Consider the following 12626-nt stretch of genomic DNA (forward strand, 5'->3'; position numbering starts at 1 on the left):
GAAAATGCCTCAAAACTAACTGGGGCGCTTTTTGTTGGAGTTTAATGTGGCACGTATTGTTCCTCTGGCACTTGTTGCAGGTGCCGCATTTCTAATGAGCAGCCCGTTTGCGTTTTCAGCAGACGTCCAGCAGCCCGATATTTATGCCGCGGAAACCGCGCAGCCAGCCCGCAAGCATTTTTGGTCCGGTGACTGGTATCTCAAGGTCGGTGCGGCTGGTCTCGTTGCTCCAAAATTCGAGGGTTCCAACAAATATCGCTTTTCCGCCCAGCCGTTGATCTCGCTGGGTCGACAGGGAGAAGCGACGCGTTTCTCGTCGCGAAATGACAACGTATCCTTCGCCTTGATCGACAATGATCGTTTCCGCGTGGGGCTTGCTGGCAAGCTTCTTTTCGAGCGCGATGACGATATCCATGGCCTGAAAGACACAAAATTTGGTGGTGAGGCGGGCGCGTTTGTTGACGTTTATCCAACCGACTGGCTGCGCGTGCGCGGCGAAGTGCGTCAAGGTATTCGTGCGCATAAGGGCGTCGTAGGCGATATCGCTGCCGATGCGTTCTATGACGTTACGCCGACCGTTCGTGTGTCCGGCGGTCCACGTGCGACCTTCGCGTCCAAGGATTATTTCAAGACTTATTACGGCGTGGATGCCGAGGAAGCGGCAGCATCGGGACTTTCAGAATATAATCCGGGTAGCGGCTGCAAGTCCGCTGGTGTCGGCGGCGCCATCACGTGGAAGGCAACCGACAAGATCGATACCAGCCTGTTTGGCGAATATAGCCGTCTGCAAGGGCCCGCGAAGGACTCGAGCATCGTCAAGGAACGCGGCTCGCGAGATCAGTTCATGGTCGGTGTCTCGGCAACTTATCGTTTCGATTTCTCGCTGGATTGATCTGAGCCGCATCAATGTAAACATTTTCAGGGGCAGGGATGCAGTTTTATTGCGTCTTTGCCCCTTCGCCTCTTTATTCCTGTGAAGCTCATTGCTAAAAGCGTGCCCATGATGACGGATTTTCGGCTTATCATGACGGCCATACGAATTATTGGCCCGGCCTCCCGCTTTGCCTGAACGGCTGTTTTGCCAGGCAATATGCGGCGCGGAGGTCCGGGAGCGACCGGCTGTGCTCTACAGTCCCCTGTTTTCTTTGATCCACATGCCCGCCATCTTTGGCCAGGGCTTCACAGGCGAATACCCTCATGACTGAGACGACCAAAATCGATTATTCCAAAACCCTTTATCTTCCGCAGACCGAATTTCCGATGCGCGCCGGGCTTCCGCAGCGCGAGCCGCTTTTTGTCGAGCGATGGGAGAACATGAACCTCTATAAGAAGTTGCGTGAGCAGGCAAAGGATCGTCCGCTTTATGTGCTTCACGATGGCCCGCCTTACGCCAACGGTAATATCCATATCGGCCATGCGCTGAACAAGATCCTCAAGGATGTCATCACGCGCTCCTTCCAGATGCGCGGATACAATTCGAATTACGTTCCGGGCTGGGATTGCCACGGCCTGCCGATCGAATGGAAGATCGAGGAGAAATATCGCGCCGAAGGCAAGAACAAGGATGAAGTGCCGATCAACGAATTCCGCAGGGAATGTCGGGAATTTGCTGCCGGCTGGATCAAGGTTCAGACGGAAGAATTCAAACGTCTTGCAATTCTCGGCGACTTTGAAAATCCATACACAACGATGAATTTCCATGCTGAATCGCGGATCGCCGGGGAACTCCTGAAGTTCGCTGCATCCGGTCAGCTTTATCGCGGCTCCAAACCGGTGATGTGGTCGGTTGTGGAACGCACCGCGCTGGCGGAAGCCGAAGTCGAGTATCACGACGTCGAGTCCGACATGATCTGGGTCAAGTTCCCTGTCGCTGGCCAGAAAGATCTTGCCGGTAGCGCAGTGGTGATCTGGACGACTACGCCGTGGACCATTCCCGGCAACCGCGCTGTGTCCTACTCCTCGCGTATCGAATATGGACTTTATGAAGTCACGGAAGCCGAGAACGACTTTGGGCCGCGCCCGGGGGAGAAGCTCATCTTCGCTGACAAGCTCGCCGGAGAAAGCTTTGCGAAGGCAAAGCTTCAGTTCAAGCGCCTGCGCGGTATTGCGGCTGACGAATTGGGCAAAGTCGTACTCGATCATCCGCTCAAGGGGTTTGGGGGCGGTTATGAATTCGTTGTACCGATGCTCGACGGTGATCATGTGACCGACGATGCCGGTACGGGCTTTGTACATACCGCGCCAAGCCATGGTCGCGAAGACTTTGAAGCCTGGATGAACAATGCCCGCGAACTGGAAGCGCGGGGCATTGATCCAAGCATCCCGTTTCCCGTTGACGATGCCGGCTTCTATACCAAGGACGCGCCCGGATTCGGCCCGGACCGCGAAGGTGGACCTGCGCGTGTTATCGATGACAACGGCAAGAAGGGCGACGCCAACAAGTCCGTCATGGATCAGTTGATCGCCCGCGATAAGCTCTTCGCACGCGGTCGCCTGAAGCACTCCTATCCGCATTCGTGGCGTTCCAAAAAGCAGGTCATCTTCCGCAATACGCCGCAGTGGTTCGTCTATATGGACAAGAACCTTGGGGACGGCACAACCTTGCGCTCACGCGCGCTGAAAGCCATTGACGACACTCGTTTTGTGCCAGCGTCTGGTCAGACGCGTCTGCGCTCGATGATCGAAGGCCGGCCGGATTGGGTACTTTCGCGCCAGCGGGCGTGGGGCGTGCCGATCTGCGTTTTCGTGGATGAGGAAGGCAATATCCTTCAGGACGATGCCGTCAACAAGCGCATCCTTGAAGCGTTCGAGGCAGAAGGCGCCGATGCGTGGTTTGCCGAAGGTGCGCGCGAGCGGTTCCTCGGCAGCCGCGCCAATGAAGGCTGGACGCAGGTACGTGATATCCTGGACGTCTGGTTCGATTCTGGTTCGACGCATACTTTTACGCTGGAAGATCGTCCGGACATGAAATGGCCGGCTGATGTCTATCTGGAAGGCTCGGACCAGCATCGTGGCTGGTTCCATTCTTCGCTTCTGGAAAGCTGCGGCACGCGCGGCCGCGCGCCGTATAACGCCGTCGTGACGCATGGTTTCACCATGGACGAGCACGGCAAGAAGATGTCGAAGTCGCTCGGCAATACGGTCACGCCGCAGGACGTCATCAAGGAATCCGGGGCGGATATTCTGCGTCTGTGGGTTATGACGACCGATTACTGGGAAGATCAGCGCCTCGGCAAGAGCATCATCCAGACCAATATCGACGCCTATCGCAAGCTGCGCAACACGATCCGCTGGATGTTGGGTACGCTCGCTCATGATGAAGGCGAAAACGTCGCTCATGCGGAACTGCCGGAACTCGAGCGTCTGATGCTGCACCGTCTGACGGAACTGGACGAGATCGTCCGCTCCGGCTATGACGCATTCGATTTCAAGCGCATTGCCCGCACGCTGATCGATTTCATGAATGTCGAGCTTTCGGCGTTCTATTTCGATATCCGCAAGGACGCCCTTTATTGCGATGCGCCGTCGAGTGTTCGCCGCAAGGCGGCGCTGCAGACTGTGCGTGAAATCTTTGATCGCCTGACGACCTGGCTCGCGCCAATGCTGCCGTTCACCATGGAGGAAGCCTGGCTTGACCGATATCCGCATTCGGCTTCAATTCATGCCGAGCAGTTCCGCCCGACGCCAACCGAATGGCGGGATGATGTGCTGGCCGAAAAGTGGCGCAAGGTTCGTGCTGTTCGCCGCGTAGTAACCGGCGCACTGGAACTGGAACGCGCCGACAAGCGCATCGGTTCGTCGCTGGAAGCTTCTCCGGTCGTCTATGTTTCCGACAAGAGCCTGACCGATTCGCTCGAAGGACTAGATTTTGCGGAAATCTGCATCACCAGCGGCATTTCGTTCAGTGACGCCAATGCGCCCGAAGGAGCATTCACGCTTGGCGATGTGAAAGGCGTGGCTGTCGTGCCTGCACGTGCAGAGGGCGAAAAGTGTGCCCGCTCATGGCGGTATACGACAGATGTTGGTTCAGATCCCGAGTTTCCGGAAGTGTCGGCGCGTGATGCTGTTGCACTTCGGGAACTCAAGTCTCTGGGCAAGCTCGAAGTTTGATCGAATTTGACGATCCTGCTCTCGGCAGTTCATATGCCGGGAGCTTCGGGAGGGGAAATGGGGTTGCAATCTCCGCTTCGGACATGGTGAAATAGCGGTTAACATCGGATTGCCGCATGAGTTGCACTCATGTACAAGGCATTCCTCGGATAATTTCAAGATCTGCCTTGGAGTTGCCGGTTTCTTCATCCAAGGCTCGCCTGAGCAAATCTTGGTGAAGATAAAATCGGCAAGCGTAAAAGAAGTGGCGCTAATGAAGATTGAAGGACGAGTTCTGGTGCTTATGACAGCGATAGCGGGAGTTTCGCTATCCGGCTGCGTTTCTTCGCCAACCTACGGAACCGACAAGACGGCGGGAGCACAGCTCCTGGACGATGTGTCGAATTTAGCAAGTTTCGGACAGGGTAAGAACAAGAAAGAGCGGATTGACTACAAGCCGCGTCCCGATCTTGTCCGTCCGGCACCGGGCGAAAAAGGCCAGTTGCCTGCTCCGCAGCAAAGTGTTGCCAGCGCTAACGATCCAAATTGGCCGGAGTCGCCCGAGCAGCGCCGCAAGCGCCTGCGCGACGAGATTACCGCGAACCGTGACGATCCGAATTTCGTGTCGCCGGTCGTCCAGGATGTGCCCGTCGCGTCCAATATTCAGGCAGCGTTGCCGCGCGGTAACAGTCGCCGCGAAGACTATGAATCCCGCACGCCAACGTTCGATCCGGCAAAGGTCGCAGCCTATAAGGCAATGCGTCAGCAGCAGGTTCAGGGATCTTCCTCCACGCGCCGTTATCTGAGCGAGCCGCCACTTACCTATCGTCAGCCTGCCTCCACCGCTGCAGTTGGCGAGTTGGGAACAGACGAGGCGCAGAAAGAGCGTGAACGCAAGAAAGCCTCTGGTAAATCCAAGGGTTGGCGCGATTACCTGCCTTGGAACTAATGTCGCCTGAAATTTATTATTCTTAACAATAGATCGCAGTGAAGGAAATTTACTGCGATCTATTTTTTATTATACCATATACTTGTTTGGTCGAGGTTGAGTGCATAAATCCCATGCTTGAAGCAAAAGATTAAATATTTTTAATGTTTTCGAATCTGACGAATATTTGATTTCAATCAAGGATATCTTTGGTGCAGTTCGTCATCCTGCCAACTCGGGATGGAAGGTATGATCTGATGAGCAATACAAACACTATATGGGATAGGCCCTCGGGATATGGCCTGGTCAGTCGAGCCCTGCATTGGTTGATGGCTCTCCTGTTTATTTGGCAGTTTGCGTCTGCATTGCTGCGGGTTGCGGCTAAAGACACAGCAATCTATAGCATCTTCTGGTCGGCGCACTATCAGCTTGGCTTTGTCCTTCTCGTGCTGGTGTTATTGCGCGGGGCGTGGGGGCTGCTGAACCTGAGCCGCCGCCCGCACAAGTCAGGCCATGTGGGTAAATTGGCAGCGCTTGGGCATATCGTTATTTACGGGCTTATGTTTGCAGTCCCCGCGCTGGCCTTGCTGCGCACATATGGCAGCGGGCGCGGGTTTTCCTTCCTCGGTATCCAGATTTTCGAACAAACAGGCGTGCAGAACGCCGCGTTAACTGCGCCGGGGAGCGCGCTGCACGGTTTGTTGGGTTGGGTTTTACTCGCCGTAATCGTCGGGCACGTTATGATGGCCTTTATCCATCATTTTGCGCTGCGTGACGATACGTTGCGCTATATGACCGGACGAAAGGCTCTGAACTGAAGCTATCGTCTGTCGCGGAAGAATTCCCGCAGGATTTTCTGCGAATCTCCTTCGGAGAAGCCAGCATAAATCTCAGGCACATGATGGCAGGTGGGCTGCGTGTAAAAGCGCGGCCCATGTTCGACGCCGCCTCCCTTGGGATCAGTTGCGCCATAATAGAGGCGACGGATGCGGGCGAAAGAAATGGCGGCTGCGCACATCGCGCACGGCTCCAGCGTTACATAAAGGTCGCAACCAACCAGACGTTCCGATTGCAGGGTTTCTCCGGCCTCGCGGATGGCCAGCACTTCGGCGTGAGCGGTCACGTCATTGAGTTCGCGTGTCCGGTTGCCCGCCCGCGCGATGATCAGGCTTTGATGAACGATGACCGCACCAATGGGGACTTCTCCACGTGCGCCTGCAGCTCGCGCTTCTTCGAGCGCGATCTCCATGGGAGTGGTATCATTCTGGTTCAGGACCTCGACCCCCTTGCTCATGCCTGCTCCATTTCGTGCGTTCTTTCGGAAATTTCGCTCGCAAGCCATGGAGCGATTTGTTACTGCATAATTCTCGAAATCGAAACCGATTTGCGAACGGATTTATACGGCGTTCCTGTTTCCGGCTGTCTCTTGCCTGTGCTTAAGGGTGTAAGATGACACGGCAGCGCTGCTGAAAGGCCAATACCAGATGACTACAGATGACGACAACAAGGACGGCAAGCGTCCCCATGGCCGTGGAGGGCGCTCTGATCGCCCCGGCCGGCCAGATCGTGACAAAGACCGCGACAGCCGTCCGCGCCGCGACGACGGCGCCCGTGACAAGCCGCGTAAATTCGAGCCTCGCAATGCCGAAGCGCAGGAGGATGCGAGCGAGCGTATAGCCAAGCGTCTGGCGCGCGCGGGCATAGCCTCCCGCCGCGAAGCAGAGACGATGATTGCAGCCGGCCGTATTGCTGTGAATGGCAAGGTGCTGGAAAGCCCGGCAGTCAATGTCAAGCGTACGGACATTATCACGGTTGACGGCAAACCTTTGAAGCAGACAGAGCGCACTCGGCTCTGGCTCTATCACAAGCCAGCCGGTCTTGTGACGACCAATCGTGACCCTGAAGGGCGTCCAACCGTGTTCGAGGCGCTGCCTGCCGAAATGCCGCGCGTACTTTCGGTTGGTCGTCTCGATATCAATACCGAAGGTCTCCTGCTGCTCACCAATGATGGTGGGTTGTCGCGTGTTCTGGAGCTGCCGTCGACCGGGTGGCTGCGCCGCTATCGCGTGCGCGCGCACGGCAAGGTGACGCAACAGCAGTTGGATGAGCTGAAGAACGGGATCGCGGTTGATGGCGTATTCTACGGCAGCGTTGAGGCCGAACTTGAGCGCGTGCAGGGCGCGAATGTCTGGATCTCCATCGGGCTGCGCGAGGGCAAGAACCGTGAAGTGAAGAACATTCTCGGTGCCCTTGGGCTGACGGTCGGGCGGCTTATCCGTGTTTCATTCGGTCCCTTCCAGCTTGGCGATCTTGAAGAAGGTGCTGTCCGCGAAATCAAGGGACGCACCCTGCGAGACCAGTTGGGTGACAAGCTGATTGAGGAATCGGGTGCAGATTTTGATGCGCCTGTCCTGAACGAATTTTCCAATGCCGCGGTTCAGGGACGCACTCGCCGCGAGATGGAGGAAGGTCAGTCGGAGCAGGACGGCGAGACCCGTCGGGCACCGCGGGAGCGCGAGTGGATTTCCAGCCGCCCAGAACGCCGTCGCGGACGCGAAGACAAGACAGAAAAGGTCGAGCCTCGCCGTCGCGGGAATGCCAATGTCTGGATGGCTCCGGGCGCCCGCCCCAAGGGAGAAAAAGCTGCCGCAAGGCCAGCACGCGTCGAGCATCAGGTTCCGCACCGTTCGGCAAAGTTCAGTGGCGATCTGCAGATGCGCCCGCGCCGGGCTGGCGAAGAGGAGCAGGGTCGCGAAGAAGGCGGCGAGCGTCGTTACAACAAGCGACCGGAAGGTCGTTTCGACAAGGATTCCCGTCCACAGCGGCCGCGCCCGGAAGGAAATCGTTCGGAAGAGGGGCGTCCAGAGCGTCGCGAGCCGCGTGAGGATGGACGCAAGGATCGCCGCCCCGGAAAACGCGAGCGTGCAGAATTGCGCGATGCAGAAGGCCGCGTAGGTGAACGCGGCAAGGGCGGTTTCGAAGGCCGCAAGTCTGGTAAGCCGGGCGGACCGCGTGGGGAAGGACGTTTTGGCGCTTCCGACCGCGATACGCGCTCAGGCCCACGTAGTAGCGGGCCGGGAGGCAAGCCAGGCGGCAGGCCGGGTGGAAAACCGGGCGGCGGCAAGCCAGGTGGTGGCAGAACTGGAGGCGGCGGTGCGGATCGTCGGCGGTAAGCTGCGCGGGCGTGCACTTGTAACGCCTTCAACCAACGCCATTCGCCCCACCACCGATCGTACGCGCGAGAGCCTCTTCAACATTCTTGCGCATAATTTCCCCGACAAGGTGGAGGGCGCACGCGTCCTCGACCTGTTTGCAGGAACTGGCGCGCTTGGCCTGGAGGCTTTGTCGCGTGGTGCGCGCTATGCCACCTTTGTGGAGGAATCTGCTGAGGGTCGTGGTTTGCTGCGCCAGAATATCGAGGCCTTCGGTCTGCAGGGACATACTAAGATATTGCGGCGCGACGCCTGCCAGTTGGGTATCGTTGGCACGATGGAGCCGTTCGATCTCGTTTTTGCCGATCCGCCTTATGGACGGCGCATGGGAGAAAAGGCATTTTTGTCAGCGCTTCAAGGCGGTTGGCTTAATCCTGACGCACTTTTGGTGCTTGAAGAAGATGGCGAGGCGGCGCTTGAACTCGACGAACGATTCGTCATCCTGGAAGAGCGCAACTACGGGGGCACGATCATTCGGCTGATCCGGCTGAAAGCCGCCGATTGAATTCGCGGACAAATATGGTCCGCATCAAATTGATATGCTGTCCGGAAGAACCGGGCAGTAATGAAACCGATTGGAGATGTCGCTTGGTGAAGAACCCCTCACTCCGGCGCTTGCTATTGTCCACCGCGTTGGGTTTCGTACTGGCTTTGCCTTTGGCAGGCGGTGCCGTGCGGGCAGAAAGCCAACCCGCTGCCGCCACTACTGAAGCACAGCCCGCGCCGACAGCACCGGCAGCCGTTGAGCAGACAGCACTGCCCGAAATTTCCCAGTCGGACGGGGTCAGCCATTTCACTTTGCCGAACGGCTTGGAAGTAATCGTCATTCCCGATCATCGCGCGCCCGTGGTTACACAGATGATCTGGTACCATGTCGGATCGGCAGACGAAGCGCCCGGTGTTTCAGGCATTGCGCATTTCCTCGAACATCTGATGTTCAAGGGAACGAAAAATCACCCTGCCGGTGAGTTTTCAGCAAAAGTTGCCTCCATTGGCGGGCAGGAAAACGCATTCACTTCTTACGATTATACGGCCTATTTCCAGCGCGTATCTCCTGAAGCTCTGGAAATGGTGATGCAGTTCGAGTCGGACCGGATGGAGAATCTGGTACTCAATGAGGAAGCCGTGAAAACGGAACGGGATGTTATTCTGGAAGAGCGCCGCATGCGGGTCGATTCCAATCCCGCTTCCATGCTGATGGAAAATACCGACGCTGTTCTTTTCTATAACCATCCTTATCGCAAGCCCGTCATCGGCTGGCAGCAGGAGATGGAAAAGCTGAGTCTGAAGAACGCTATCGACTTTTATCAGCAATATTACACACCGAACAACGCGACGCTCGTAATCGCCGGAGACGTTTCGCCCGAACGCGTGCGCGAACTGACCCTGAAAACCTGGGCAAACGTTCCGAAACGCGCTGAAGTCCTGCCGCGCGAGCGTCCGCAGGAACCCAAGAAACATGCCGCCCGTATCGTGACGCTGCATGACGAGCGCGTGAGCACGCCCTCATTTCGTGTGTCCTGGCTGGTGCCGTCTTATGCGAATGAAAAGCGGTTTCCGAATGCAAAGCCGGGGGATGCACCCGCGCTTGATCTCCTGAGCGAAATTCTCGGCGGTTCGTTGCGTTCGCGCCTTTATCAGGAACTGATAGTGAGGCAGGGCATCGCTGCCAATACAGGTGCGAGCTATGGCGGTGACGCGCTCGATGACGGCACATTCTCCGTTTATGGCGCACCACGCAATGGCGCCACGCTGGGTGACGTGGAAAAGGCCGTCGAAGCCGAAGTCACACGGATCACCAAGGAAGGTGTGAGCCAGACCGAGCTTGATCAGGCTCGCAACCGTTTCCTGAAAGCGGTTATTTTTGCACGCGATAGCCAGACAGGCATGGCGCGAATTTATGGTTCGTCACTGTCCGTTGGACAGACGGTCGACGATATCCAGAAATGGCCAGAAGTCATCAAGCGCGTTACCGTCGACCAGGTTAAAGATGTTGCGACACGTTATCTTGTCGAGGACCAATCGGTAACAAGCTACCTGCTTCCACCGAATGCAGAGCCGCAAAGTGCTCGAGAAAACCCGGATGCATCAGCAGCAGGCGTCGGGGCCAATGGTTCGGGAGGAGCGATCCAGTGAAGAACATTCTCATGCTGAATATCCAACGTGTTCTCGCATTTCGCTATGCCCGCTCTGTTGTTGGGATGTTCGTGGCATCAATGACAGTGTTGATCGTGTGCGCATTGCCCGCGCGCGCGATTGAAATTCAGGAGGTCGTCTCGCCAAAGGGCATTAGAGCCTGGTTGGTAGAGGATGACTCGGTTCCGCTCATTTCGATGCGGTTTTCGTTCAAGGGCGGCACGTCGCAGGACCCTTCCGGCAGGGAAGGTTTGGCTAATCTGATGACGGGGCTTTTTGATGAAGGCGCAGGCGATCTGAAATCGGATGCCTTTCAGGAACGGATGGATAATCTGGGCGCGGAAATGAGCTTTTCCGCAACGCAGGATTCTGTTTCTGGCGGCATTCGGATGCTTGCCGAAAATCGCGATGCGGTAACCAGTCTGCTCGCTCTTGCCGTCAACAAGCCTCGTTTCGATCAGGACGCCGTTGACCGCATTCGTCAGCAGGTCGTTGCCAGTATTGAAGCTTCGCAACGCGATCCTTCCACGATAGCATCGCGCAAGTTTTCCGAAGTTCTCTATGGCAATCACCCTTATGCACTGCCCAATGACGGCACGGTGAAGTCGCTGCAGTCGATCACGCGTGACGATCTGGTGAATTTTCATCGCAGGAATTTTGCGCGTGACCACCTGACGATAGGCGTCGTGGGAGCCATCAATGCGCAGGATCTGGGTGCGTTGCTGGACAAGGTGTTCGGCGAACTGCCAGCGATGGCTGAACTGGTTCCTGTTCCCGATGCCAAACTGGCGCTCGGTACAACAACCAGCCTCAATTTCGATATGCCACAGACCTCGATCAGCTTCGTATATCCTGCGATTCCGCGCAAGGATCCGGAGTTCTTCGCGGCCTACCTCATGAATCACATTCTGGGTGGTGGCTTCACTTCGCGTCTCTATGCCGAGGTGCGTGAAAAGCGTGGTCTTGCCTATTCTGTCTCCTCGTCCATGGTTCTGCGCGACCATGTTTCGGCATTGATGATTTCGACGGCAACCCGTCCCGACAAGGCGCAGGAATCTCTGAAAATCATTCGCGAGCAAGTTGCCGCGATGGCCGCCGATGGACCGACGGAAGAAGAACTTGCTGCTGCGAAGAGCTTCCTCAAGGGGTCTTATGCCGTCAATAATCTGGACTCGTCCGCGGCAATTGCTGAAACTCTGGTAAGCTTGCAGGAAGCAGGACTCCCGCGTGATTATATCGACCGGCGCTCGGAGTTGATTGAAGCAGTGACGCTGCATCAGGTCAAAGCCATCGCCAGGAAACTTCTCGAAGCAGAGCCAGCTATTCTGATCTTCGGTCCGGCCCAAAGCTAACAGGTGGCAGATTGGAAAAGGCAGTGCCGTCATCGCCCCGAATTGCCGTCGCTTTCGGCGGTGGCGGGGCGCGGGGTATTGCTCATCTCCATATTGTCGAAGTGCTCGATGAACTGGGCATCAAGCCGGTCGCCATTGCGGGTTCTTCGATAGGCTCGATCGTCGGGGCAGGAATGGCGAGTGGCATGACCGGCCACGAGATACACGAGTATATGGCGGCGATTTTCAATCGCCGTTCGGAAGTCGCAAAGCGCATGTGGCAAACCCGTCCGGCCCGTTGGGTCGAATTGCTCAAGAGCGGCCTGCGTGTCAGCCAGTTCAATATCGAAAAGGTGCTGGACGTTTTTCTGCCTGAGAGCCTGCCCGCCAATGTGGAAGAGCTGAAAATTCCCATGAGCATCACGGCGGCGGATTTTCACGCCGCTCAGGAGATTCATATTCGCGATGGCGATCTGCATTCAGCGATAGCGGCATCTTGTGCAATACCGCCAGTTTTCGCACCCGTGCGCCGGGAAGGTCGAATTCTGGTCGATGGCGGCTTGTTCAATCCCGTACCTTTTGATTTGTTATTCGATAAGGCCGATATCGTTATCGGCATCGACGTGGTAGGCACCCCTGTCGGGCCGGACGACTATATGCCCACTACGTTCGAAGCAGTGATCGGAGCCAACCAATTGACTATGTGCTCCATCATCGACAACAAGTTTCGCATCCGTCCGCCGCACATTTTCATTCGTCCCAATGTCGAACGGATCGGGCTTCTGGATTTCCTGAAGTTCGAACAGATATTGTCGCAAAGTGCCAGTGTTCGCGACGAACTGAAGCGTGCCATAGAACTGACGATCGAGGGGAAAGCGGCGCCGATAGCTTCAACTCTGGCGAATTGAGTCTATCGCCACCGTGGCGCAG

Annotated in this window: 10 protein-coding genes; 9 read left to right on the forward strand and 1 reads right to left on the reverse strand. The window is 56.6% G+C overall.

All coding sequences use genetic code 11. The features are described from left to right. The first annotated feature begins 31 nt into the window (after positions 1-31). From ACS5UA_RS07020 to ACS5UA_RS07035, 4 genes are all read left to right on the forward strand, one after another. The gene (locus ACS5UA_RS07020; protein ID WP_443101237.1) at positions 32-892 is read left to right on the forward strand and encodes a MipA/OmpV family protein; all 861 of its coding nucleotides are present in this window, start codon (positions 32-34) and stop codon (positions 890-892) included. Positions 893-1197: 305 nt separating this feature from the next. Beyond that, positions 1198-4110: an isoleucine--tRNA ligase gene (gene ileS / locus ACS5UA_RS07025; RefSeq protein WP_266034208.1), complete on the forward strand. Its 2913-nt coding sequence runs from the start codon at positions 1198-1200 to the stop codon at positions 4108-4110. Between the two features lie 253 nt (positions 4111-4363). Next, the gene (locus ACS5UA_RS07030) at positions 4364-5038 is read left to right on the forward strand and encodes a hypothetical protein (RefSeq protein ID WP_006472512.1); all 675 of its coding nucleotides are present in this window, start codon (positions 4364-4366) and stop codon (positions 5036-5038) included. A 236-nt stretch (positions 5039-5274) separates the two neighbouring features. Continuing rightward, the gene (locus ACS5UA_RS07035; protein ID WP_241084149.1) at positions 5275-5835 is read left to right on the forward strand and encodes a cytochrome b; all 561 of its coding nucleotides are present in this window, start codon (positions 5275-5277) and stop codon (positions 5833-5835) included. Positions 5836-5837: 2 nt separating this feature from the next. On the opposite strand, the gene ACS5UA_RS07040 is transcribed toward ACS5UA_RS07035, so the two are convergent. Further along, positions 5838-6311: a nucleoside deaminase gene (locus ACS5UA_RS07040; RefSeq protein WP_241084053.1), complete on the reverse strand. Its 474-nt coding sequence runs from the start codon at positions 6309-6311 to the stop codon at positions 5838-5840. A gap of 190 nt (positions 6312-6501) precedes the next feature. Between ACS5UA_RS07040 and ACS5UA_RS07045 the strand changes: the two genes are divergently transcribed. The 5 genes from ACS5UA_RS07045 to ACS5UA_RS07065 all read left to right on the forward strand — a co-directional run bounded on the left by ACS5UA_RS07045 (position 6502) and on the right by ACS5UA_RS07065 (position 12604). After that, on the forward strand, positions 6502-8190 hold the full coding sequence (locus ACS5UA_RS07045; RefSeq protein WP_241084052.1) for a pseudouridine synthase: 1689 nt from the start codon (positions 6502-6504) through the stop codon (positions 8188-8190). Beyond that, entirely contained in the window at positions 8171-8734 is a 564-nt protein-coding gene (gene rsmD, locus ACS5UA_RS07050; RefSeq protein ID WP_113463820.1) for a 16S rRNA (guanine(966)-N(2))-methyltransferase RsmD, read from the forward strand. Before ACS5UA_RS07045 ends, rsmD begins: the two co-directional genes overlap by 20 nt. An 86-nt stretch (positions 8735-8820) precedes the next feature. Next, the gene (locus tag ACS5UA_RS07055) at positions 8821-10365 is read left to right on the forward strand and encodes a M16 family metallopeptidase (protein WP_241084148.1); all 1545 of its coding nucleotides are present in this window, start codon (positions 8821-8823) and stop codon (positions 10363-10365) included. A gap of 11 nt (positions 10366-10376) precedes the next feature. Further along, a complete protein-coding gene (locus tag ACS5UA_RS07060; RefSeq protein ID WP_443101243.1) occupies positions 10377-11717 on the forward strand; it encodes a M16 family metallopeptidase in 1341 nt (446 codons plus the stop codon). A gap of 11 nt (positions 11718-11728) precedes the next feature. Then, positions 11729-12604, forward strand: a complete 876-nt coding sequence (locus tag ACS5UA_RS07065; protein ID WP_241084051.1) for a patatin-like phospholipase family protein — start codon at positions 11729-11731, stop codon at positions 12602-12604. Positions 12605-12626 lie beyond the last annotated feature (22 nt).

It is taken from the genome of Brucella sp. RRSP16, from assembly GCF_052246815.1.
GTDB lineage: Bacteria > Pseudomonadota > Alphaproteobacteria > Rhizobiales > Rhizobiaceae > Brucella > Brucella intermedia.